Origin of the sequence: Phyllobacterium calauticae, from assembly GCF_019991125.1 — a bacterium.
In the GTDB taxonomy this organism is placed as follows: Bacteria; Pseudomonadota; Alphaproteobacteria; order Rhizobiales; family Rhizobiaceae; genus Phyllobacterium; species Phyllobacterium calauticae.
This window is the reverse complement of record NZ_JAGENB010000005.1, coordinates 180,412-202,442: the sequence shown is the minus strand read 5'-3', so window position 1 is coordinate 202,442 and position 22,031 is coordinate 180,412. Positions and strand designations below refer to the sequence as shown.

Genomic DNA, 22,031 nt, shown 5'->3' with positions numbered 1-22,031 from the left:
ATGTTCGCCGGGGAACCGGTGTTCCAGGCGACGATCCAGTCGCCATCCGGTGCGCTGGCGCATGTGCTGAACTGGGGCGCGGTCATCCGCGACCTGCACATCCCCCTGGCGGACGGCACGCCGCAACGGGTGGTGCTCGGCTTCGACCACGTCGATCCCTATCCCGCCCAGTCGCCCTATTTCGGCGCGCTGGTCGGACGCTACGCCAACAGGATCGCCCATGGCCGCTTTAGCCTAGACGGCAGGGACTACCAGCTCGACCGCAATGAAGGCGCGAAGCAGACCCTGCATGGCGGCGCGATGGGGACGTCGCAACGGCTGTGGACCATCGCCGACTGGAGCGCCTCGTCGGTCACGCTCGCCTTGCGGCTGCCCGACGGCGACCAGGGTTTCCCGGGGGCAATGGAGGTGCGCTGCACCTACCGCTTCACCGCGGATTCGACGCTGTGCATGAACATCACAGCGACGACCGATGCGCCGACCGTCGCCAATTTTGCCCAGCACAGCTATTTCAATCTCGACGGGTCGGACGATATCCGCGGCCACCGGCTGCAGATTTTCGCCGACAGCTACACACCGGTCGCGGACGACCTCATTCCGACCGGCGACATCCTGCCGGTCGACGCAACGCCCTTCGAATTTCGCGCCTCGCGCCTGATCGGCGCGCACCCGCCCGCGGCCTATGACCACAATTTTGTGCTGAGCGGTGCACTCAGGGACGGCCTGCGCCATGCCGCGTCGCTCGCTACGGATAATGGCCTTGAATTGCAGGTTCATACGAGCGAACCCGGCCTGCAATTCTACGACGGCCGGATGATCGCCCCCGGACTGACCGGCCTTGGCGGCAGGCGCTACGGGCCGCATGCGGGCCTGTGCCTGGAGGCCCAGCACTTTCCCGACAGCCCGAACCAGCCGCATTTCCCCGGTACCGTGCTGCGGCCCGGCGAGACCTACCGGCAGCAGACGGAATTCCGCTTCCTGCAGATCTAGCCTGTTGCCAAGCGCCGTCTCCCGTCCTATGCCGGAACGCAAAGCAGCCGGATGAGGAGCGTTTTGGTATGGCGAGCAATGTAGCATTGACGGGATTGGCGCGGGACATGCAGGCGCGGGCGGATGCGGGCCGTCCGATCCGCATCGGGCTGATCGGCTCGGGCGAGATGGGCACGGACATCGTCACGCGGGTGGCGCATATGCCGGGCGTCGAGATCGGCGCGATTTCCGAACTGAACCTGCCCAATGCGCTCAAAGCCGTCGATATCGCCTATCAGGAACCGGGGCATTCCAGAGAAGTCAACACCGCCTCGGCCCTGACCGCGGCGATGGAAGGCGGCAGGATCGCCGTCACCGACAATGCCGACCTCATCCTCGAAAATGATCTCATCGACGTGGTGATCGATGCGACCGGCGTTCCGGCGGTCGGGGCCGAGATCGGCCTCAGAGCCATGGAGCACGGCAAGCACCTCGTCATGATGAATGTCGAGGCGGATGTGACCATCGGCGCGTATCTGAAAAGCGAGGCCGACCGCCTGGGCGTCACCTATTCGCTGGGCGCCGGCGACGAGCCGTCCTCCTGCATGGAGCTGATCGAGTTCGTCTCGGCCATGGGCCATCCGATCGTTGCCGCCGGCAAGGGCAAGAACAACCCGCTCAACATCGATGCCATTCCCGACGATTACGAAGAGGAGGCGGCGCGGCGCCACATGAATGTGCGCATGCTGGTGGAATTCGTCGACGGCTCGAAGACCATGGTGGAAATGGCGGCGATCGCCAATGCGACGGGGCTGGTGCCCGACAAGGCGGGCATGCACGGCCCCGCCGCCACGCTGGACCAGCTCAACAAGACGCTGATCCCGCAAAAGGATGGCGGGCTGTTGTCGCGGGTCGGCGTCGTCGACTATTCCATCGGCAAGGGCGTGGCGCCGGGCGTGTTCGTGGTCGCCGACATGTCGCATCCGCGCATTTCGGAGCGGATGGAGGATCTGAAGATGGGCAAGGGCCCGTATTTCACCTTCCACCGGCCCTATCACCTGACCTCGCTGGAAGTGCCGCTGACCTGTGCGCGCGTCGTGCTCTACGGCAAGGCCGACATGGTGCCTCTGGCCAAGCCCGTGGCGGAAGTCTGCGCGGTGGCGAAAAAGGACCTGAAGGTCGGCGAGACACTCGATGCGATCGGCGAATATTGCTACCGCGCCTGGATCATGACGGCGCCGGAAGCGCGGGCCGCCGGAGCCATCCCCTGCGGCCTGTTGCAGGGCGGCACGGTGACGGCGCCCATCGCCAAGGGCGAACTCATCACCAGCGCCAATGCCGCCCCCATCCCCGGCTCGAAGATCGTCGAGCTGCGGAAGCGGCAGGACAAGCTCGTCTATGGCTGATTCGCGTCAAGCCGATTGACGCCACATTTGAGCCGTTCTGCCCCCAAGGGCAGGACGGCTTTTTATTTCGACCATGAAACAAAATAACTTTATTATTTGAAAACAAAGGCTTGTCGAACGCGCAGGCAATGAAAACCGCCCGCAAATAAACCTGTATAAAACCTGCATCTCCTTGAAAAAGCCGTGTCAAGTGCCAATATTAATAAATGGTTAACGACTGAGTCTTTGGTGCAGGAGAATGAAGTGCCAGCGTATCAAGTCAAATTTGCCTATCTGACCAAATACAAACAGACACGTCATCTGTTTCATCAGCTTGTCATTGCCGAAGACGAGGCCACCGCCCTCGCCGAAGGCCGCAAGATGATGAACAGGCGCTCCCCCAATGCCCGAATCATGCATGAATCCTGCGTGCTGCGCCCTGACAGCCAGGACGTCGAAAGCGCCACCGCCCAGGGCTGGGTGCTCAACGACAACTGGTGGTCACGGCCGATCAAGCCGGACGACGATCTGGCAGCCATTGCCAGGCACGGCTTTGCGCACAGCAACCACATTCACGCCAAGTCGGCGATGGACTGCGTCGCCATCGACAAATACGCCGCCTGACGCAATGCGGACCTAAAGTTCGGTCCGCATGCTCCACAATTCCGGAAACAGCACGACATCGAGCATCTTGCGTAGGTAGTTGACGCCGGATGTTCCGCCCGTGCCGGTCTTGAAGCCGATGATGCGTTCCACCGTGGTGACGTGGTTGAACCGCCATCGGCGGAAATAATCCTCGAAATCCACCAGCTTTTCCGCCAGTTCATACAGCGGCCAGTGGGCCTCCGGCGAGCGGTAGACCACCAGCCAGGCATCGCGCACGCTGTCATTGGCCTCGTAGGGCAACGCGCAATCCCGCTCCAGCACCGCCGCGTCGATGGCAAAGCCCTTGCGGGCCAGCAGACGGATGGACTGGTCGTAAATGCTGGGCGCGCGCAGGATACCCTCCAGCCACGCATGAATATCGGGTCTGTGGGCGTGCGGACGCATCATGGCGGCGTTCTTGTTGCCGGCCAGAAATTCGATGGCGCGGTACTGGAACGACTGGAAACCCGATGACATGCCGAGCGCCTCGCGGAAGGTCGTGTACTCGCTCGGCGTCATGGTCCGGAGCACGTCCCAGGCGGAATTCAGCTGGTCGAGAATGCGCGAGACGCGGCTGAGCATCTTGAACGACGGCGCAAGATCGTCTTTGGCAATGTGTTCGCAGACCGACATGAGTTCATGGATGACCAGCCGCATCCAGATTTCCGACGCCTGGTGCTGCACGATGAACAGCATTTCGTCATGGGCGTCGGAGAGCGGTGCCTGTGCCGTCAATATTTTGTCGAGGCGCAGGTAATCGCCATAGGACATGCGCCCGTCGAAGGACATCTGCGCGCCTTCCGTCTCCGGATTGTAGGGTGTGCGGCTCATGTGACGGCCTCCCTCACCTTGTATTTCGGTGCATCCCAGGCCCGTGTCGACAGAATGTCCCGCAGGATGGCAACCGCTTCGGACACTTCGGCAAAGCTGAGATAGAGCGGCGTAAAGCCGAAGCGGATGATATCGGGCGCGCGGAAATCGCCGATGACGCCGCGGGCGATCAGCGCCTGCATGATGGCATAGCCATTGTCGCAGGAATAGGAAACCTGGCTGCCGCGCTGATCGGGGTTGCGCGGCGTGACCAGCGTCAGGCCGAATTCTCCGGCAAAACCGTCGACTTCCTGAATGAAGAAATCGCACAGCGCCACGGACTTGGCCCGCAGCGCATCCATGTCCACGTCGTCCCAGAGCGCCAGCGCCTCATCCATCGCCACCATCCCAAGCACGGAGGGCGTGCCGCACAGATACTGGTCAATGCTGTTCGATGGTGCATAGGATGATTCGAAGGCGAAGGGCGCGCGGTGCCCGAACCAGCCGGACAGCGGCTGGCGAAAGCCGCCGTGATGGCGCGGATTGACATAGAGAAACGCCGGCGCGCCGGGGCCGCCATTGAGATATTTATAGCCGCAGCCGATGGCAAAATCCGCGTCCGCTCCAGTGAGATCAATCGCCATGGCACCGGCGGAATGGGCGAGATCCCAGATGACGAGAATCCCCTTGTCATGTGCCGCTTGGGTGATCGCGGCCATGTCGTGCCGATAGCCCGTGCGATAGTTCACATGGGTCAGCATGAGAACCGCGACATCATCCGACAGCATCGCCGGGATATCGGCAGGCTTGTCAGCCAGCACAAGCCGGTGGCCCTGACCGATCTGCCTGGCGACACCCTCGGCGATATAGAGATCGGTCGGAAAATTCTCCCGTTCCGAGACAATCTTGCTGCGGCCCGGATTGAGGCCGAGCGCGGCGGACAGCACCTTGAACAGGTTGATGGAGGTGCTGTCGGCCGACACGACAGTGCCCTCCTGCGCCCCGATCAGGCGGCCGATCCGTCCGCCGACCTTTTGCGGCAGATGCACCCAGCCCGCCGTATTCCAGCTGCGGATGAGCTGATTGCCCCATTCCTCGCTGATGGTGTAGGCCACGCGGGCTTTCACCGTCTTCGGCAGGGCGCCCAGTGAATTGCCGTCGAGGTAAATCACTCCATCCGGCAGATCGAACCGCTCGCGGAAATGGCGCAGGGTATCCGTCTCATCCGAATGTGTTGCATTGATCCGTGTCATCGTCACTCTTCTCTTTGATCTGTCAGGCGGCCGTATCAAAGCCGGCGATGCCGCTGGCTTTGGCAAGTTTCAGAAAGGCGTCCTTGGCAAGCCGCACATGGTCCAGCATCAGGGCCGCCGCCCTGGCCTTGTCACGGGCAAGCGCCGCCTCCATCAAGGCGGTATGGGCATCGATCCCCAGCGCTTCGCGCGACAGGTTGCCGAGCGACTTGTCGCTGTTTTCCTGCGCGACACGGGTCAGGTGATCGATCCGCAGGATGATGTGGCGGCGATAGCGGTGCAGCTGGGCATGCAGCTGCTGGGCAAAGTTGAGCAGCCACTTGGATGACGCCCCGGCGATGAGCGCCATGTGAAATTCGGTGTGGGCGACGTCCCAGACATCGATTGCCTCGAACTGCGAAAAGGAATTGGGCACTTCGCAGGTCGACAGCCGGTAATGCGCCCCGACCAGATTGGCCTCCCAGTCCCGGTCGCCGTTCTCGATGGAACTGACGAGCAGTTGGGTTTCGATGACGGACCGCGCCGCTTCGAGATCCTGCAGTTCCTCCAGGGTGACGATGGCCACGCGAAAGCCCTTGTTGGCCTCGGTGGTGACAAAGCTCTCCGCCTGCAGCCGGTTCAGCGCCTCCCGCACCGGCGTGGCACTGCTGCCGAGTTCGGCGGCCAGCGTGCGCAACCGCAGAGATTGCCCTGGTTGCAGGTCACCGTTCAGGATGCGCGAGCGCAACGCTGTATAGAGGTTTTCCGACTTGATGCTTTCGGCCATTGCGTTCCCTCGGCCTTTGCCATTTTCTGTTTGTATATCATTTCACGTTTGTTATATTATTTTCAAGCCTGAGGAGGCGAGGCCAATAAAAAGCCAACAAAAAATGGAGAACAATCGATGATCGGTGCAAAATACGTCGTGCGGACAGCGCTTGCTGCAGCACTGGGAATGGGGCTTGGGCTCAGCGCAGCCTATGCGGAAACGAAGATCGGCATTGCGCAGTTCGGCAAGCATCCGCAGCTGGACGAAACAGTCACCGCCTTCAAGGCTGAACTGGTCAAGCTCGGCATTACCGATGCGGTTTTCGATGAGCTGCAGGTGAATTTCGACGCAACGCTCATTCCGCAAATGGTGACGAAACTGGCTTCGGCCAATCCGAAACTGATCCTCGCCGTCACCACGCCGGTGGCACAGGGCGCCCGCCAGATCGTCGGCAACACCGGCACGCCGGTTGTTTTCGCCGCCGTGACCGATCCGGTCGTCGCCAAGCTGACACCCTCCTGGGAAGCCGGCGACAAGAACATGACCGGTGCGTCCGATCTGCAGGACGTCAACTCCGTCGTCAAGTTCATCAAGCAGCTGCTGCCGGATGCCAAGCGTCTCGCCTATCTCTACAATCCGGGTGAAGACAATGACGTTGCCGTGCTGAAGCTGGTCAAGGAAGCTGCCGCGGCGCAGGGCCTGACCGTCGTGGAAGTCGGTCTCGACAATACCAATGACATTCCGATGCGCGTGAGCTCGCTCGCCGGCAAGGCCGATGTCATTTACGTACCGGCCTCGAACCTGGTGCAGCCGGCCGTTCCCGCTGTTGCCGCCGCAGCGCTCAGCATCAATATCCCGATCGTCAATGCCTCGGCCCAGGCCGTGCGTGACGGCCTTGTCGCCGCTGCCTTCGAAGTGTCCTACACCAAGGTTGGCCAGAACGCCGCCAAGCTTGCTGCAGAGATCATTGCCGGAAAGTCCGCTGCCAGCCTCGCACCGATCAAGCCGTCCTATGCGGATCACGCGGCGCTGATCAACGAGAAGGTCCTGGAGAAAACCGGGCATAAAGCCCCGGACTCCCTCAAAGATTGCGGCTGTTTCGTCAAATAAGCCTTCTCCTATCGTCTGCAAACATATAGTTCCTGCGCCATCACAGGCGCAGGAACTTTTGACACGGGGCGCTTCGTCCTGGTTTGAGGGGCTCAAACATGACTACCAACATGCTTGCCGTAACGGGCGGCACAAAGATTTTCTATCGCGGCACGCTGGATGAACGCCGGGCGCTTGATGGCTTGAACATCGCGCTCAAACCGGCCGACTTCTGCATCGTCATCGGCAGCAACGGCGCGGGCAAGTCCAGTTTTCTCAACGCCGTTTCCGGCAAACTGCCGCTCGATGCCGGACGCATCACGATTGACGGCCAGGATGTCACCAAGCTGAACGCGCATCGCCGTGCGCAGTTCATTGCCCGCGTGTTCCAGGACCCGATGATCGGCACCGCGCCGACCATGACCATCGGCGAGAACATGCTGCTGGCCGAATTGCGCGGCAAGCCGCGCGGCTTTTCCTATGGGCTGACCGCGCCGCGCAAGGCCAAATATCGTGAACAGCTCGCGGAACTCAATCTCGGCCTGGAAAACCGGCTGGACATGCCCGTCGGGCTTTTGTCCGGCGGCCAGCGCCAGTCGCTATCGCTGGTGATGGCGGTGTCGACCCGGCCCAAACTGCTGCTGCTCGACGAGCATACGGCCGCGCTCGATCCGCGCACCGCCAAGCTGGTGATGGACACGACCGTGCGCGCCGTCGAGGAACTGAAGCTGACCACGCTGATGGTCACGCACAATATGGAACATGCGATCAAGTACGGCAACAAGATCGTCATGATGGATGCAGGCAAGGTTCTGCTTGAGATCGGACAGGAGGAGAAACGCGGCATTACCGTACCCGACCTGATTGACCGGTTTCACACCAAATCCGACGCCATCGCATTGCAGGGGAGTTGAGCAGCATGCTGGACATTCTTACCAGTTTCTACGGTCTCATTCCCGTCACGATAGCGCAAAGCCTGATCGTCGCCTTCGTGGTGCTCGGCGTGATGCTGCCGTTCCGCATCCTGAATTTCCCGGATCTGACATCGGAAGGCGCCTTCCCGCTCGGCGGCTGCGTCTGCGGCACGCTGATCAGCATGGGCGTCAATCCGTTTCTGGCCTGCGGTGTCGCGCTTGTCTGCGGCTTTCTCGCCGGCTGCACCACGGCATTCATCCATTTGCGCTTCAAGATCAACACGCTGCTCGCCGGCATCCTGGTCATGACGATGCTCTACAGCATCAACCTGCGCATCATGGGCCGCACAAACATTCCGCTCTTCACCTATGACACGGTCTTCACCATTCTTGCGGGTCCTTCTGCCAATGTTTCATGGGTGAAAATCCTGATCGTCGGCGCCCTGATTGCCCTGGTTGTCGGCCTGATGCTGTATTTCTTCATGTCGGAAAAGGGCACGTCGATGCGCGCCGTCGGCGCAAGCCCTGACATGGCCGAGGCACAGGGCATCAATGTCGGCATCGCCACCATCATGGGCGTCGGCGTTGCCAGTGCGCTTTCGGCAACCGGCGGCAGCATCATGGTGCAGACGCAAGGTTTCGTCGACGTCAACATGGGCTTCGGCATCCTGATCAACGGGCTTGCGGCGCTGATCATCGGCGAAGCGATCACCGGACGGCAAACCATCCTGCGCCAGGTCATGGCGCCGGTGGTCGGTTCGATCGTCTATTACCAGCTGATTTCCTTCTGCCTGACGCTTGGTCTGGCCCCGGCCGATCTGAAATTCGCCACCGGCGCATTCGTTCTGCTGATGCTGGCCTTGCCCAACCTGCGCAAATCGGGTTCCGGTACGCAGATTCGCGAAAAGATACGGGAATAGACAACCCGCATGATGAACCCGGCATTTTGCGCCGGGTTCGTCCTCTGATAGTCTTGGGCAACGGCATCGATGGGGGAACCGTCATGAGCGCGAAATTCGACTGGGACGCCGCCTATTCCAATGGCGCCTACATCCCCGGGGGAAATGATTTTCCGCCGAGATGGAAGGGGCTTGCCGCGGACTTTCGCACGGAAATGACGACCGCCGGGCGGCTGAGGGCCGATATCGGCTACGGTCCGCATGAACGCAATGTCCTCGATCTCTTCATGCCGCGCGGTGAGGCGAAGGGCCTCGTCGTGTTCGTGCACGGCGGATTCTGGATGAGTTTCGACAAGTCGGCATGGTCGCATCTGGCAAAGGGGCCGCTCACGCACGGGTTTGCCGTCGCCATCCCATCCTACGTGCTGTGCCCGCAGGCCCGCATCAGCGACATCACCGTGCAGATTGGCACCGCCATTACCCATGCCGCGGGAGAAGTCCCCGGACCGGTTCACCTGACGGGCCATTCGGCGGGCGGGCATCTCGTCGCGCGGATGGTGTCGTCCACCTCGCCGCTCGGGCAGCCGATTCGCCATCGCATCCGCAAAACGGTGCCCATATCGGCGCTCGGCGACCTGCGTCCCCTGATGAAGACGCGGATGAATGAAACGTTTCATCTCGATGCTGTCGAGGCGCGGCTGGAGAGCCCTGCCCTGCTCGAACCGCAGGAAGGCATTGATGTGACAGCCTGGGTCGGCGGCGCGGAACGGCCGGAATTCGTACGCCAGAGCACACTGTTGGCCAATATCTGGTCAGGCTTCGAGTGTCACGCGGATGTGGTGGAAGAGGCGGGAAAGCATCATTTCGATGTGATTGACGGTCTGGCCGATGGCGAGCACCCGCTGACGCGTACGCTGCTCTGCCTGTAGGCAGGCAATCACCAGAATCAAAAGACTGCCAGAGTTGGGATTTGGCTCTGGCAGTCTTTTGGATTTTTTGATTTAAAAAATCAATTATTTCATGCGCTTAGACGTTTTGAGACGTCAGGCGTCATGGCATTTGCCGGCAGCCCGAGGGCATGGGCAATGCGTTCCAATTTCGTCGGGTCGGAATTCTGCCCGCTTTCAATTGTATCAATTTCAAGGGTTGTAAGACCGCACGCAACGGCCAAATCCTCTACGGAATATCCGAATTGTTCGCGGAACGCCCTAACAATGTTTGTACCATTGGCTATCGCCGTGGAAATGGCTTCTGGCAATGAATAGTCGCCGACGGTTGTGCTCATCGCTTTGCTCCTAACGTGAATGGTTGGTTAACAAATCGGAAGGCAGAACTTATACGTCCATCGTCTTCGATCAAGCCTTTTATCAGCGATCACCAAAAACGTGATCGCAAAGCTCCGTCCGAACATGCCTTATTTAGGCACCAGATGTCAGTAGAATACTGTAATTCGCGGAATGTTAACTCGACCAATTCCTAAAGAATATCAGTGGATTGTTACGCCACTGTGTCACTTGTGACAGGCTATATATAGGAAAGATGCGGCGGAAATGAACCATCACCCCCTGAAATATTTCAAACCGGTATTTTTGACGCTGGCCGCAGGCCTTCCCCTGCTGACGGGATGCGCAGGCGGTGTCTACTACGATACGTTCCGGTATGATGCGACCTGCGTCGACACGGATTCGCGCCACCCGGAGCGGGGTCCGGTCTGCGTGGTGGAAAAGACCCGTTAAACCCTTCCGGGGGATCGCGGCGGCGCCAGGCACAGGGCGCGCCTTGCGGCATGCCGGCGAACAGCGTCTGACACGCCGAATGCCTTTTTTGCTTAAGAAATCGTAAACAAAAACGCTATAAATTATTGAAATATATAATAAAATTTCTCATTTTCCCGTTCTGTGCAATGTGGATGCAATCTTCAATTGCAAAATAAACCATGTCTTCCGGCGCAATAGGTATTGCCGGAAGTGGGGTGGTCGATTGCAGGGGTTTTGCGTCAGTTTCGGTGGCCATTTCATGGATCGGGCGATCATCGCGCCGGAAGACATCTGTACCAGAGCGTGATCAACCCAAGTGTATCAGGCTCTCAGGAGTTGAACCCGCGCATCAACATGTCGCCGGACAGTTCGGTGGATCATGCGCTTGTATGTTTGGAGTAATGCGAATGTCCTCTCAGAGAAAGACTGTCTTGCTCGCCGGCGTGTTTGCGCTGGCGGCCTTATCAACCGGGACGGCGATGGCCGCCGATCTCTACAATTCCGCACCGGCCTATAGTGATCCGCCCGCCTCCCAGTGGAGCGGCGCGTATATCGGCGCCCATGGCGGAACCGCCTTTACCAAGTTTCCCAACCCCTTCGCCGACAGAAACGGCTGGAGCGGCGGCATCCAGGGCGGCTACAACTACCAGATGGGACCGGCTGTCCTCGGTGCCGAAGTGGAAGGCTCCTATCTCGGCGGTGCCGAGCACAAGGTCCTTGGCGGCAAGGTCGAAGAAAAATGGCGCGCCGCCGCCAAGGCCAAGGCGGGCCTGACCTTCAACCAGACGCTTGTCTTCGGAACGGCCGGCGTGGCCATGACCAAATTCGATTCCGGCGACAAGGTGCGCGACACCAGCGGCTGGAAGACCGGTTATCTCGTCGGCGCCGGCGTTGAACAGGCCTTTGCCGGCGGCCTGTCGGCCAAGATTGAATACAACTACATCCACACGCCCAATGTGAAGGCAACGTCGGCTCTCGGCCGCAGCGAGACCGACATTGGCAGTCATGAGCTTAAAGCCGGTCTCAACTACCGGTTCTGACGACGACGCATGATCCCGGTGGCGCAAAGGCCGCCGGGATCATGTCCGACCGCACTCCGCAGCGCCGCGGATTTCAGTCCCGTCCACGCGCCTGCGGCGTAGAAGTGCCTATCCATCATGGGCACTGTTCGGAGAGAGAATGGTCAAGGCACTTGCAGGGATCCCGCCCATCAGTCCCTGCCCGCCAAGACTGTTTTCTCTCCGTTCTGTCCAGGGGGCTTGCCTGCTCAAACAGGACGCAGGGCTACCGGTGCTACTCATAGCGCAGTGCGTCGATGGGATTCATCCGCGCGGCACGGCGTGCCGGGAAATAGCCGAACACCACGCCGATAAGAGCAGAGAAGCCGAAGGCGATGAGGACGATCGACGGATCGAAGACGAACGGCACCCCCATCAATGTCACCGCGGTAAAGGCAAGCGCCAGGCCGATAACCGTGCCGATCAGGCCGCCGAACAGGCAAAGCACGATGGCCTCGACCAGAAACTGCGTCAGCACCTGCCCTTCCGTGGCACCGATGGCCAGGCGCACGCCGATCTCGCGGGTGCGCTCGGTGACGGAGACCAGCATGATGTTCATGATGCCGATGCCGCCGACGAGCAGGCTGACCGCAGCGATGGACGACAGGAGCCCGGTCAGGATCACGGTGGTCATGGAAACGATGCCAAGAATCTGGCTGAGATCGGTCACCTCGAAATCCCGGTCGCCCGACTGGCGGATTTTGCGGCGTTCCTTGAACAGGTCCTCAAGCGCTGTCTTGACCGGTGCCGTTGCCCCATCCCTGGCCGAAACCGTTATCAGGGAGACATCGGTCGAACCGGCAATACGCCGCTGGAACATGCGGAATGGGATGAGGACCATATTGTCCTGATCCTGCCCGTCGATTGCCTTGCCCTTGGAGACCAGCGTACCGATGACTTCGCAAGAAATGCGGTTGACGCGGATGCGCTCGCCGTCCGGAATGCTGTTGCCGAACAGGACCCTTTGCACCGTCGCACCGATGATGCAGACGGAGCGGCCGCTGCGCTCCTCCGATTCCAGAAAATTGCGGCCCGTGGCAAGCTGCCAGTTCATGGTGGTGAAGTAATCGTTGGTGGAACCGACGATCGATGCCGTCCGGCTGTTGCCCTCGCGGATGGCGGTGCCCGAGACCTGGCCGAGCGGTGCCACAGCGGCCACGCCCGGCACCTGGTCGCGGATCGCATCGACATCCCGGATATCGAATGTGCGCGGCGGCAGGGTCGACCGGCGCTCCGGATTGCCGGGCGATACGAACAGCAGATTGGTGCCGAGCTTGGAGATTTCGCCGGTCACTCTCTGGCGCGTGCCATTGCCGACGGTGACCATGGCGATCACCGCGCCGACGCCGATGACAATGCCCAGCATCGTCAGGAAGGAGCGCATCATGTTGCGCGACATGGAGTGCAGTGCCAACCGGAACGCTTCAAGCAGCATGGTTATATATCCTGTCTGCGTTCGTCGCTCTGGATGTGACCATCGACAAAGCGGATGATGCGCTTGGCATAGGCGGCGATATCCGGCTCGTGCGTGACCATGATCACGGTGATGCCGTTGTCGCGGTTAAAGCCGGAGATCAGTTCCATGATCTCGGCACTCGTCTTCGTGTCGAGATTGCCGGTCGGCTCGTCGGCGAGCAGAACCTGCGGGTTGGTGACGATGGCGCGGGCAATCGCCACACGCTGCTGCTGGCCGCCCGACAATTCCGAAGGGACATGATTGGCGCGTGCCGCCAGCCCCACCTGCCGCAATGCTTCCAGTGCGCGCTTGCGCCGCTCCGCAGCGCCCATGCCGCGATAGATGAGGGGCAGCTCCACATTCTCCACGGCGGATGTGCGGCGCAGGAGATTGAACCCCTGGAAGACGAATCCCAGCAATTCGCGCCGCAGCGTCGTCTGCTGATGCCGGTCGAGCTGGTCGATGCCGGTGCCGCCGAACAGATACTGCCCGGTGCTTGGCCGGTCGAGACAGCCGATCAGGTTCATCGCCGTCGACTTGCCGGAACCCGACGGCCCCATGATGGCAACGAAATCGCCCCGTTCGATGGCAAAGTCCACTCCGGCCAGGGCGTGGACCGCCGCCTCGCCCGCTCCATAACTCTTGGTGATCCGGCGGAATTCGATCAGCGGCACGGCTTTTTGCACGGACTGGATGGTCATTTGGGCGGCGTGCTCGCTGCCACGATGACCTCGTCGCCTTCCTTGACGCCGCCCGAGAGCACGATGGTGTTGCGCCCGTCCGTCGCCCCGGCGCGTACCTCGATTTTTTCCGGCTTGCCGGCACGAAGCACCCAGACGGACCGCTGCACACCGGCTTCCTTCTTCACCGTGTCGGGGATGCTTGCCGTCTGCTCGGGACTTTCGGCTGCCTCGGTTTTCGCCGGCGCGTTGGGCGGCGCAAAACGCAGGGCCGCATTCGGCACCAGCAGGGCATCCTTGACCTCCCTGACCTTGACATAGGCTGTCGCCGTCATGCCGGGACGCAGGGCAAGATCATCATTCTCGACGGCCAGCATCGCCTTGTAGGTCACGACATTCGATACGGTTTCCGGCTGGAACCGGATATTGACGATCTTTGCCGGGAATGTCCGGTCCGGATAGGCATCCACGTTGAAGGTTGCGTCCTGCTGCGGCTTGACCAGACCGACATCGGCTTCGTCGACATTGACCTGCAGCTGCATCTTCTTCAGGTTGCCGGCGAGCTTGAACAGCACGGGCGCCTGAAACGCGGCAGCCACCGTCGCCCCCGGATCGACCGAGCGGCTGAGCACGACGCCGTCGATCGGCGAAACGATCTTGGATTTGCGCAGGGAGGTCTCGTTCACCTGCAGTTCCGCTTCCGAAACGGCTACCTCCGCATTGGCGACGTCGAGCGCGGCGACGGCCGAGTCATATTCCGACTTGGCCACATCCAGCTCGCGTACCGACGAAACCTTGCTGTCCTGCAGCGATGTCATGCGCTCGAACGCGTTCTTCTTGGCCTCAAGCGTCGCCTGCGACTGCACGACCCGCGCACGCGATGCCAGAAGTTTTGACTTCGAGCTTTCGATGTTGGTCCTGATCGTGTCGATATCCAGTGTTGCCAGCACGTCGCCCTTGGCGACAAAACTGTTGTAGTCGACCAGAACGGTGCGCACGGTGCCGGAGAGCTCGCTGGACACATCCACCTGTTCGGTCGGCTGAACGGTTCCGGTCGCCGATACGGTGATGGAAAGCGTGCCCCGGGTCAGCGGCTTCTGGGTGTAGTCATAGTGGGTCCCGCGCGAAAACCAGCTCACCGCCGCCAAAGCCAGGATGACGAGAAGCCCGCCGCCAAACAGAAAGGGATGCCTGCGAAAGACGTTCCGCCGGCTCTTATTGTCCACAATGGAAGCAAGAGTCTTGCTCAGATCGGGTTGGTTTGTTGAGGAATCCACGCCGTTACGCCATTCGCTTGATCGGTTGCATGATACGCCAAAGCGCTTCGGGTGAGATAAGCGCACAAAAAACAGACTTCAATGCGATGGCCTTTTTACTATTGACCGCCTGCACGGGCGGTCGTCATTCATCCTGGCCCTGATCATCGCAGGACGAGATTGCGTCAGCATTGCAGACCAATTGCCGATAAAACGGGGTAAAATGGCCGCGCCCCCGCCAAAACGCAGCGAGCCGGCAGAGGATCACACTCTGCCGGCTCGCATGGCACGTAAAATATCTTACAGGGCGACGTCGAATGCCGCCTGTGTCTTTGCCTTGATTTCGTCCACGGTAACGCCGGGCGCTATCTCGATGAGCGTCATCTTCGGTTCACCGCGCCGCTCGATCGTGAAGACGCCAAGATCGGTGATGACGAGATCGGTGACGCGCTGTCCCGTGAGCGGAAGCGTGCACGCTTCCAGAAGCTTGGCTTCGCCCTTGGCCTCATGCTCCATGACAACGACGACCTTCTTGACACCAGCCACCAGGTCCATGGCGCCGCCCATGCCCTTGACCATCTTGCCCGGAACCATCCAGTTGGCCAGATCGCCATTGCGCGCCACCTGCATGGCACCAAGGATCGACAGGTCGATGTGCCCGCCGCGGATCATGCCGAAACTGTCGGCCCCGGAGAAATAGCTGGTTGTCGGCAGTTCGGTAATCGTCTGCTTGCCCGCATTGATGAGGTCGGCATCTTCCTCGCCCTCATAGGGGAACGGGCCCATGCCGAGCATGCCGTTCTCGCTCTGCAGCTGAACGCTCATGCCGGTCGGGATGTAGTTGGCGACAAGGGTTGGAATACCGATGCCGAGATTGACGTAGAAACCGTCCTGCAGTTCTTTCGCGGCCCGTTCGGCCATCTGATCACGTGTCCAGGCCATCTCAGTTCACCTCGCTTGCAGCGACAAGACGCGGACGGGTCGTCCGTTGTTCGATATGTTTGACAGGGTTCGGCACATGCACGATGCGCTTGACGAAAATGCCCGGCGTGTGGACATGGTCGCCATCGATCTTGCCGGCATCGACCAGGTTTTCCACTTCGGCAATCGTCACCTTGGCGGCTGTCGCCATGATCGGATTGAAATTGCGGGCGGTCTTGCGATAGACGAGGTTGCCTTCGGTATCGCCCTTGAAGGCGTGAACGATGGACAGGTCGGCAAACAGGCCGCGTTCCATCACATAGGACTCGCCATCGAACTCGCGCACGTCCTTGCCGTCGGCAATGATGGTGCCAACGCCGGTCTTGGTGAAGAACGCCGGAATACCTGCGCCACCGGCGCGGATGCGTTCGGCCAGCGTGCCCTGCGGATTGAATTCCAGCTCCAGTTCGCCGGAAAGATATTGCTGGGCGAACAGTTTGTTCTCGCCGACATAGGACGAGATCATCTTGCGGATCTGCCTGGTTTCCAGAAGCACGCCAAGGCCAATGCCGTCAACGCCCGCATTGTTGGAAATGACCGTCAGATTCTTCACGCCGGAATCGCGGATCGCATAGATCAGGGCTTCCGGAATGCCGCACAGGCCAAAGCCTCCCGCCATGATCGTCATGCCGTCAAACAGCACGCCATCCAGCGCATCGCTTACATTTGATCGTACTTTTTTCAAGAACACTCTCCCATTGTTCTGCATCCTCTGCGGCAGGGTCTGAACGCTGCCGTTACCGCAACGGTATGGCTTGTCTTGATGGCACAGGTAGTCGTATTAATACTGCATGACCACAGCCGAGTTTCCTATCTCCGACATTGCCGTTTCAGGAAGCGCAAAACGCTTCGTGCTGACCGACATGCCGGTGCCGATGGTCTATGCGACACACCGTATCATACGCGATTGCAATTTCGAATTCGCCGAGACCTTCGGCTATGAACGCGGCGAACTGATCGACCAGAGCTTCAGCCGCCTCTATCCCAAGATCACCGACTTCGTGCGGACAGGAGAAATGTGGCGAACGAATTTCGCCGGCGGGCGCGTCTATTACGACGAGCGGGTGATGCGGCGGCGCGACGGCGCCAGCTTCTGGTGCCGGGTGCGCGGACGCAGCGGCAACCACGCCGATCCCTTCGCCGAAGCGCTCTACTGCTTCGAGCCGATGAACCGGACGGTGGCAGGCAATGCCAGCCTCATTTCCGACAGGCAGAAACAGGTGCTGACCCTTGTTTCCCAAGGCAAGACCAATGCGCAGATTGCCCTGGAAATCGGCCTGTCGAAACGCACCATCGAGGCGCACCGCGCCCGCATCATGCGCGCGTTCGGGCTGCACAACAGCGCCGAACTCATCGCCTGGTTTTCATCCCTGCGCTGATCAGAATGTCGGCGGCGTGCAGGCGCTGACGACCTCGCAGGGATTAGGGCCGACACAGCGGAAGCGGTGCGGCTGGCGGCTTTCGAAATAATAGGCGTCGCCCGGGCCGAGAATGCGGCGCTGGTCGTCGACGGTCACTTCAATCCGCCCGCTGATGACGACACCGCCCTCTTCCCCCTCGTGCACGAGCATGACACGCCCCGTATCGCCGCCGGGTTCATAGCGCTCTTTCAGGATCTGCAGGGCACGGCCGAACAGGTTCTCGCCGATTTGCAGATAGGAGATGTTGCCCTTGCCGATTTCGACCAGCTCACCCGCCTCGTAGAACACCTTCTGCTTGCGGTCCGGTTCAAGGGCGAAGAATTCGGACAGGCCGATGGGAATGCCATCGAGAATGCGCTTGAGCGCACCGACCGAGGGATTGGTCTGATTGGACTCGATCAGCGAGATGGTGGAGTTGGTCACGCCGGCCCGCTTGGCCAGTTCGCGCTGCGACAGGTTGTGCCTTTGCCGCAGGAAACGCAGACGCCCGCCCAGATCAATTTGCATCGGATGCCCCTCTGGCTGTTCTACATGTTCGATATAATGAATTTATGAATGACATACTCAGTAAAATCAACGCTTTATGTGAACATAGAAAAGGACTTGTTGGTGAATAGAAAGCATGGCTCCCTGTGGTGAGAAGAGGAGTCGCCCCACATGCTCATGAGCAATACACCATCACTCGAAAATTATTGGATGCCCTTCACGGCGAACCGGCAGTTCAAGGCAGCGCCGCGCATGCTCGCCTCCGCCAAGGGCATGTACTACACCGATGTCGATGGCGGACAGGTGCTGGATGGCACGGCTGGCCTCTGGTGTGTCAATGCCGGGCACGGGCGCGAAAAGATCGCCGACGCCGTGGCGCGCCAGTTGATCACCATGGACTATGCGCCGTCGTTCCAGATGGGCCACCCCCTCGCCTTCGACTTTGCCGAAAAACTTGCGGCGCACGCACCGGGCGGCAAGAAGGCCGGCCTGACAAAAGTATTCTTCACCGGCTCCGGCTCGGAATCCGTCGATACCGCGCTGAAGATCGCCATCGCCTATCAGCGCGCCATCGGACAGGGCACGCGCACCCGGGTCATCGGCCGTGAGCGCGGCTATCACGGCGTCGGCTTCGGCGGCATTTCCGTCGGCGGCCTTGTCAACAACCGCCGCGTCTTTCCGCTCCTGCCAGGCACCGACCATATCCGCCACACGCACGATCCCGTCCGCAACGCCTTCGTCAAAGGCCTGCCTGAACACGGCGCGGATCTGGCCGACGATCTGGAGCGGCTGGTCGCGCTGCACGGTGCGGAAACCATCGCCGCAGTCATCGTCGAACCGGTTGCGGGGTCAACCGGCGTTCTCCTGCCGCCGAAGGGCTATCTCGAGCGTTTGCGCGCACTCAGCCAGAAGCATGGCATCCTGCTGATTTTCGATGAAGTCATCACGGGCTTCGGCCGCCTCGGCACCCCGTTTGCCGTCGACTACTTCGGTGTGGTGCCCGATCTCGTCACCACCGCCAAGGGCCTGACCAACGGTGCCGTACCCATGGGCGCAGTGTTTGCCAGCGAAACCATTTACGACGCGCTGATGCATGGTCCCGAGAGCCAGATCGAGCTTTTCCATGGCTATACCTATTCCGGGCATCCCGTCGCCTGCGCCGCCGGTCTGGCCACGCTGGAAGTCTACGAGGAGGAAGGGCTTCTGACCCGCGCCGCCGATGTGGCGGAGCACTGGCAGGATGCGATCCACAGCCTCAAGGGCCTGCCCGGCATCGTCGACATCCGCACCATCGGCCTCGTTGCCGGCATAGAACTCGCCTCGCGTCCCGACGCTGTGGGTGCTCGCGGCTACGATGTCTTCACCGACTGCTTCAAGAAAGGCCTGCTGGTGCGCGTGACCGGCGATATCATCGCCCTGTCGCCACCATTGATCGTCGAGAAGGAACAGATCGACACCATCGTGTCGATGCTGGGCGACGCGATCAAGAACGCCGCCTGATCAGGGCGTTTTCAGAATTGCCGAGAAGCGCGGGTCAAAGGCCCGTGCAATCGGCTCCGCTGCCGCTCCCAAGGCGACTGACCAAGGATCAGCGAGCCCTGCCTGAAGGCGGGGCTCGGGGTAGCGGAGAGCCCGGTCCGCTATCGACGGCATCAAGGGCCTCATCCGCTCGATCAGGCGGTCAATCAGCGCTTTGGGCGCGCCGCCGCACAGAATGGTGGTCTGCGGATCGAAGATCGATTCCAGCATCTGGACAGTCCGGCGCAAACGGTCCGCCGCGTTGTCGATCCAGCGCTCCACTTCGGGACCGCCATTGACCACCGCATCGGTGACCAGCGCGAAAAGCCGGGGGTCCGAAGGGTCGATACCCAGCACATTGCACAGCGAGGCCATGGACGTGTAGTGCTCCAGCGGCTCGACATTCGCATCGTCGCCGGGAGCCAGCGCCAGCATCATGCCGATCTCGCCGGCATTGGAGTAGGCCCCGCCATAGATCTCGCCATTGAGGATCAGTCCGGCGCCGAGACCATAGCCGAGATAAATGCACACGACATGGTCAAGGCCATGGGCGGCGCCCAGCAGCCTTTCCGCCGTTGCCGCCGCCGAGGCATCGTTCTGCAGGGCAACTTCGAGGCCGGTGCCTTCCGCTATCCGTTCGGCCAGCGGAAAATTCTGCCACGCTGTCATCATCCATGGATCGTCATAGAGCTCATTGATGCCGAAGGGGCCGGGCATGGCAAGGCCGAGCCCGACAAGCTTTCTCGCCGCATGCGGGAATTGCGCTGTCAGCGCTTCACAGGCCTTTTTGACGATATCGAGAATGACAAGAACCCCTTCCGCGGGGCCGCCGGAGGGCAATTTGGATTCCGTCTGCACCAGCACGTCGCCAACCAGGTTGACGATGACGGTGCGCGTGACATGCCGGTCGATCTGCAAGCCGACGGCGAAAGCGCCATCGGGCACCAGATGATACGGTGTGGCAGGCTGGCCCCGGCCCTTGCGGACACTGGCCTGCGACTGCACGAGCCCGTCCCGGGCCAGTTCCTCGATGATGTTGGACACGGTCTGCGGGGTCAGTCCGGTGGCACGGGCAAGGTCGGCGCGGGACAAGGCGCCATTGACCCGCAGCGCATCGATCATGATGCGACGGTTGTGCGCGCTCGCACCACCCAGATTGGTTCCGCTCTTGGCCCGGATCGATTTTCTCGCGTCCATTCCGCCCCCTCTTGACACCAGATCAATATTGATCAAGAAATAAGTCAAAACAATTGATTTAATCAAAAGACCGCAAGAGTCTTGGGGAACGTGAGCACTGGCTGGACGTAGGCACGTCGCGGACAGTCCTGAATGACAAAAGCTCCCGCGCATAATGACCACCAACCGGCACCCGTTCATCACGGACAGGTTCCGGGCCACAAGAGCCAAATAGGAGGTACCATGTTGAAATCCATCCAGACCGCGCTGCTTGGCGCAACACTTCTGGGAGCAGCGCTTGCCTCTCCCGCCCATGCAGAAACCAAGATCAACGCGCTTTTCATGGCGCAGGCTGCCTATAGCGAAGCCGATGTCCGCGCGATGAGCGAGGCCTTCACCAAGGCCAATCCGGATGTCACCGTCAACCTCGAATTCGTGCCCTATGAAGGCCTGCATGACAAGACCGTCCTGGCCCAGGGCTCGGGCGGCGGTTACGACGTGGTTCTGTTCGATGTGATCTGGCCGGCGGAATACGCCACCAACAAGGTGCTGCTTGACGTCTCGGACAAGATTACCGGCGACATGAAGACCGGCGTGCTCACGGGGGCATGGACCACGGTGGAGTATCAGGGCAAGCGCTATGGCATGCCATGGATTCTCGACACGAAGTACCTGTTCTACAACAAGGAAATCCTTGAAAAGGCCGGCATCAAGAACCCGCCCAAGACCTGGGCGGAACTGACCGAGCAGGCCAAGACCATCAAGGACAAGGGCCTCCTGGCAACACCGATCGCCTGGAGCTGGTCGCAGGCGGAAGCCGCGATCTGCGATTACGCCACGCTGGTCAGTGCCTATGGCGGCAGCTTCATCAAGGACGGCAAGCCCGTCTTCCAGTCGGGCGGCGGCCTCGATGCCCTCAACTACATGGTCGACAGCTACAAGTCCGGCCTGACCAACCCCAACTCCAAGGAATTCCTGGAAGAGGACGTGCGCCGCGTATTCCAGAACGGCGAAGCCGCCTTCGCGCTCAACTGGACCTACATGTACAACATGGCCAATGATCCGAAGGACAGCAAGGTTGCCGGCAAGGTCGGCGTTGTTCCCGCGCCGGGTATCGACGGCAAGAGCGCCGTCTCCGCCGTCAACGGCTCGATGGGCCTCGGCATCACCTCCACCAGCAAGCATCCCGATGAGGCCTGGAAGTATATTGCGTTCATGACCTCGCAGCAGACACAAAACCAGTATGCCAAGCTGAGCCTGCCGATCTGGGCATCATCCTATACGGATCCGGCGGTATCCAAGGGCCAGGAAGAGCTGATTGCCGCCGCCAAGCAGAGCCTTGCGGTGATGTATCCGCGCCCGACGACGCCAAAATATCAGGAGTTGTCGACCGCCCTGCAGCAGGCAGTGCAGGAATCGCTGCTCGGCCAGGCCAAGCCGGAAGATGCGCTCAAGACAGCCGCTGCCAACAGCGGCCTGTGATGCAACCATACGGGCGGCGGATGTGCACCGCCGCCCGTATCTTTCTCA

At 60.7% G+C, this 22,031-nt stretch carries 23 protein-coding genes; 12 read left to right on the top strand and 11 right to left on the bottom strand.

Annotated features, from left to right (window positions below; translation table 11 throughout):
• The 3 genes from J1W56_RS18465 to J1W56_RS18455 all read left to right on the top strand — a co-directional run bounded on the left by J1W56_RS18465 (position 1) and on the right by J1W56_RS18455 (position 2,978).
• The gene (locus J1W56_RS18465) at positions 1-990 is read left to right on the top strand and encodes an aldose epimerase family protein (RefSeq protein WP_223614759.1); all 990 of its coding nucleotides are present in this window, start codon (positions 1-3) and stop codon (positions 988-990) included.
• Positions 991-1,058: 68 nt separating this feature from the next.
• Positions 1,059-2,375, top strand: a complete 1,317-nt coding sequence (locus J1W56_RS18460) for an NAD(P)H-dependent oxidoreductase (RefSeq protein WP_223614758.1) — start codon at positions 1,059-1,061, stop codon at positions 2,373-2,375.
• 243 nt (positions 2,376-2,618) lie between these two features.
• Entirely contained in the window at positions 2,619-2,978 is a 360-nt protein-coding gene (locus J1W56_RS18455) for a hypothetical protein (RefSeq protein ID WP_223614757.1), read from the top strand.
• Positions 2,979-2,990: 12 nt separating this feature from the next.
• Here J1W56_RS18455 and kynA read toward each other — a convergent pair whose 3' ends face one another.
• Genes kynA through J1W56_RS18440 form a run of 3 tightly spaced genes read right to left on the bottom strand, consistent with a single transcriptional unit; the run spans position 2,991 to position 5,828 of the window.
• A complete protein-coding gene (kynA, locus tag J1W56_RS18450; RefSeq protein ID WP_223614756.1) occupies positions 2,991-3,830 on the bottom strand; it encodes a tryptophan 2,3-dioxygenase in 840 nt (279 codons plus the stop codon).
• Positions 3,827-5,062 carry a kynureninase gene (gene kynU / locus J1W56_RS18445; protein ID WP_223614755.1) on the bottom strand — a complete coding sequence of 412 codons (1,236 nt, stop codon included), beginning with the start codon at positions 5,060-5,062 and terminating at the stop codon, positions 3,827-3,829. Before kynU ends, kynA begins: the two co-directional genes overlap by 4 nt.
• A gap of 22 nt (positions 5,063-5,084) precedes the next feature.
• Positions 5,085-5,828, bottom strand: coding sequence for a GntR family transcriptional regulator (locus J1W56_RS18440; RefSeq protein WP_223614754.1), 744 nt, complete (start codon positions 5,826-5,828; stop codon positions 5,085-5,087).
• A gap of 117 nt (positions 5,829-5,945) precedes the next feature.
• On the opposite strand from J1W56_RS18440, the gene J1W56_RS18435 reads away from it, so the two are divergent.
• The 4 genes from J1W56_RS18435 to J1W56_RS18420 all read left to right on the top strand — a co-directional run bounded on the left by J1W56_RS18435 (position 5,946) and on the right by J1W56_RS18420 (position 9,641).
• Positions 5,946-6,920 (top strand): ABC transporter substrate-binding protein, encoded by a 975-nt coding sequence (locus J1W56_RS18435; RefSeq protein ID WP_223614753.1) that lies wholly within the window; start codon positions 5,946-5,948, stop codon positions 6,918-6,920.
• Between the two features lie 110 nt (positions 6,921-7,030).
• Positions 7,031-7,813, top strand: a complete 783-nt coding sequence (locus J1W56_RS18430; protein ID WP_223614937.1) for an ABC transporter ATP-binding protein — start codon at positions 7,031-7,033, stop codon at positions 7,811-7,813.
• 5 nt (positions 7,814-7,818) lie between these two features.
• On the top strand, positions 7,819-8,733 hold the full coding sequence (locus J1W56_RS18425; RefSeq protein ID WP_223614752.1) for an ABC transporter permease: 915 nt from the start codon (positions 7,819-7,821) through the stop codon (positions 8,731-8,733).
• A gap of 83 nt (positions 8,734-8,816) precedes the next feature.
• Positions 8,817-9,641: an alpha/beta hydrolase gene (locus J1W56_RS18420; RefSeq protein ID WP_223614751.1), complete on the top strand. Its 825-nt coding sequence runs from the start codon at positions 8,817-8,819 to the stop codon at positions 9,639-9,641.
• Between the two features lie 89 nt (positions 9,642-9,730).
• Here the strand turns inward: J1W56_RS18420 and J1W56_RS18415 are convergent, their stop codons facing one another.
• A complete protein-coding gene (locus J1W56_RS18415; protein ID WP_105733374.1) occupies positions 9,731-9,997 on the bottom strand; it encodes a helix-turn-helix domain-containing protein in 267 nt (88 codons plus the stop codon).
• Between the two features lie 265 nt (positions 9,998-10,262).
• Here J1W56_RS18415 and J1W56_RS18410 point away from each other — a divergent pair, with 265 nt between their 5' ends.
• Both J1W56_RS18410 and J1W56_RS18405 read left to right on the top strand, forming a co-directional pair.
• Positions 10,263-10,448, top strand: a complete 186-nt coding sequence (locus J1W56_RS18410; RefSeq protein ID WP_223614750.1) for a hypothetical protein — start codon at positions 10,263-10,265, stop codon at positions 10,446-10,448.
• A gap of 428 nt (positions 10,449-10,876) precedes the next feature.
• Positions 10,877-11,509: an outer membrane protein gene (locus J1W56_RS18405; protein WP_223614749.1), complete on the top strand. Its 633-nt coding sequence runs from the start codon at positions 10,877-10,879 to the stop codon at positions 11,507-11,509.
• Between the two features lie 253 nt (positions 11,510-11,762).
• Here the strand turns inward: J1W56_RS18405 and J1W56_RS18400 are convergent, their stop codons facing one another.
• The 5 genes from J1W56_RS18400 to J1W56_RS18380 form a co-directional block, all read right to left on the bottom strand.
• Entirely contained in the window at positions 11,763-12,962 is a 1,200-nt protein-coding gene (locus J1W56_RS18400; protein ID WP_223614748.1) for an ABC transporter permease, read from the bottom strand.
• Positions 12,963-12,964: 2 nt separating this feature from the next.
• Positions 12,965-13,684 (bottom strand): ABC transporter ATP-binding protein, encoded by a 720-nt coding sequence (locus tag J1W56_RS18395; RefSeq protein ID WP_223614747.1) that lies wholly within the window; start codon positions 13,682-13,684, stop codon positions 12,965-12,967.
• Complete coding sequence (locus tag J1W56_RS18390) at positions 13,681-14,940, bottom strand: efflux RND transporter periplasmic adaptor subunit (RefSeq protein ID WP_223614746.1); 1,260 nt, start codon at positions 14,938-14,940, stop codon at positions 13,681-13,683. The genes J1W56_RS18395 and J1W56_RS18390 overlap by 4 nt, the downstream gene beginning before the upstream one ends.
• Before the next feature lie 279 nt (positions 14,941-15,219).
• Positions 15,220-15,861, bottom strand: a complete 642-nt coding sequence (locus J1W56_RS18385; protein ID WP_223614745.1) for a 3-oxoacid CoA-transferase subunit B — start codon at positions 15,859-15,861, stop codon at positions 15,220-15,222.
• 1 nt (position 15,862) lies between these two features.
• Entirely contained in the window at positions 15,863-16,609 is a 747-nt protein-coding gene (locus J1W56_RS18380) for a CoA transferase subunit A (RefSeq protein ID WP_223614744.1), read from the bottom strand.
• Positions 16,610-16,691: 82 nt separating this feature from the next.
• Here J1W56_RS18380 and J1W56_RS18375 point away from each other — a divergent pair, with 82 nt between their 5' ends.
• A complete protein-coding gene (locus J1W56_RS18375) occupies positions 16,692-17,279 on the top strand; it encodes a LuxR C-terminal-related transcriptional regulator (protein WP_223614743.1) in 588 nt (195 codons plus the stop codon).
• Here J1W56_RS18375 and J1W56_RS18370 read toward each other — a convergent pair whose 3' ends face one another.
• Complete coding sequence (locus J1W56_RS18370) at positions 17,280-17,828, bottom strand: cupin domain-containing protein (protein WP_223614742.1); 549 nt, start codon at positions 17,826-17,828, stop codon at positions 17,280-17,282.
• Between the two features lie 150 nt (positions 17,829-17,978).
• Between J1W56_RS18370 and J1W56_RS18365 the strand changes: the two genes are divergently transcribed.
• A complete protein-coding gene (locus J1W56_RS18365; RefSeq protein ID WP_223614741.1) occupies positions 17,979-19,307 on the top strand; it encodes an aspartate aminotransferase family protein in 1,329 nt (442 codons plus the stop codon).
• On the opposite strand, the gene J1W56_RS18360 is transcribed toward J1W56_RS18365, so the two are convergent.
• Positions 19,308-20,522 carry an ROK family transcriptional regulator gene (locus J1W56_RS18360; protein ID WP_223614740.1) on the bottom strand — a complete coding sequence of 405 codons (1,215 nt, stop codon included), beginning with the start codon at positions 20,520-20,522 and terminating at the stop codon, positions 19,308-19,310. It lies immediately after the preceding gene.
• Between the two features lie 222 nt (positions 20,523-20,744).
• Here J1W56_RS18360 and J1W56_RS18355 point away from each other — a divergent pair, with 222 nt between their 5' ends.
• On the top strand, positions 20,745-21,983 hold the full coding sequence (locus tag J1W56_RS18355) for an extracellular solute-binding protein (protein ID WP_223614739.1): 1,239 nt from the start codon (positions 20,745-20,747) through the stop codon (positions 21,981-21,983).
• Positions 21,984-22,031: the final 48 nt, after the last annotated feature.

What these genes read in the sequence shown, in the direction of transcription:
- J1W56_RS18465 (WP_223614759.1), top strand. Translation starts at nt 1, where the DNA reads ATGTTCGCCGGGGAACCGGTGTTCCAGGCGACGATCCAGTCGCCATCC.
- J1W56_RS18460 (WP_223614758.1), top strand. Translation starts at nt 1,059, where the DNA reads ATGGCGAGCAATGTAGCATTGACGGGATTGGCGCGGGACATGCAGGCG.
- kynA (WP_223614756.1), bottom strand. Translation starts at nt 3,830, where the DNA reads ATGAGCCGCACACCCTACAATCCGGAGACGGAAGGCGCGCAGATGTCC.
- kynU (WP_223614755.1), bottom strand. Translation starts at nt 5,062, where the DNA reads ATGACACGGATCAATGCAACACATTCGGATGAGACGGATACCCTGCGC.
- J1W56_RS18440 (WP_223614754.1), bottom strand. Translation starts at nt 5,828, where the DNA reads ATGGCCGAAAGCATCAAGTCGGAAAACCTCTATACAGCGTTGCGCTCG.
- J1W56_RS18435 (WP_223614753.1), top strand. Translation starts at nt 5,946, where the DNA reads ATGATCGGTGCAAAATACGTCGTGCGGACAGCGCTTGCTGCAGCACTG.
- J1W56_RS18430 (WP_223614937.1), top strand. Translation starts at nt 7,031, where the DNA reads ATGCTTGCCGTAACGGGCGGCACAAAGATTTTCTATCGCGGCACGCTG.
- J1W56_RS18425 (WP_223614752.1), top strand. Translation starts at nt 7,819, where the DNA reads ATGCTGGACATTCTTACCAGTTTCTACGGTCTCATTCCCGTCACGATA.
- J1W56_RS18420 (WP_223614751.1), top strand. Translation starts at nt 8,817, where the DNA reads ATGAGCGCGAAATTCGACTGGGACGCCGCCTATTCCAATGGCGCCTAC.
- J1W56_RS18415 (WP_105733374.1), bottom strand. Translation starts at nt 9,997, where the DNA reads ATGAGCACAACCGTCGGCGACTATTCATTGCCAGAAGCCATTTCCACG.
- J1W56_RS18410 (WP_223614750.1), top strand. Translation starts at nt 10,263, where the DNA reads ATGAACCATCACCCCCTGAAATATTTCAAACCGGTATTTTTGACGCTG.
- J1W56_RS18405 (WP_223614749.1), top strand. Translation starts at nt 10,877, where the DNA reads ATGTCCTCTCAGAGAAAGACTGTCTTGCTCGCCGGCGTGTTTGCGCTG.
- J1W56_RS18400 (WP_223614748.1), bottom strand. Translation starts at nt 12,962, where the DNA reads ATGCTGCTTGAAGCGTTCCGGTTGGCACTGCACTCCATGTCGCGCAAC.
- J1W56_RS18395 (WP_223614747.1), bottom strand. Translation starts at nt 13,684, where the DNA reads ATGACCATCCAGTCCGTGCAAAAAGCCGTGCCGCTGATCGAATTCCGC.
- J1W56_RS18385 (WP_223614745.1), bottom strand. Translation starts at nt 15,861, where the DNA reads ATGGCCTGGACACGTGATCAGATGGCCGAACGGGCCGCGAAAGAACTG.
- J1W56_RS18380 (WP_223614744.1), bottom strand. Translation starts at nt 16,609, where the DNA reads ATGCAGAACAATGGGAGAGTGTTCTTGAAAAAAGTACGATCAAATGTA.
- J1W56_RS18375 (WP_223614743.1), top strand. Translation starts at nt 16,692, where the DNA reads ATGACCACAGCCGAGTTTCCTATCTCCGACATTGCCGTTTCAGGAAGC.
- J1W56_RS18370 (WP_223614742.1), bottom strand. Translation starts at nt 17,828, where the DNA reads ATGCAAATTGATCTGGGCGGGCGTCTGCGTTTCCTGCGGCAAAGGCAC.
- J1W56_RS18365 (WP_223614741.1), top strand. Translation starts at nt 17,979, where the DNA reads ATGCTCATGAGCAATACACCATCACTCGAAAATTATTGGATGCCCTTC.
- J1W56_RS18360 (WP_223614740.1), bottom strand. Translation starts at nt 20,522, where the DNA reads ATGGACGCGAGAAAATCGATCCGGGCCAAGAGCGGAACCAATCTGGGT.
- J1W56_RS18355 (WP_223614739.1), top strand. Translation starts at nt 20,745, where the DNA reads ATGTTGAAATCCATCCAGACCGCGCTGCTTGGCGCAACACTTCTGGGA.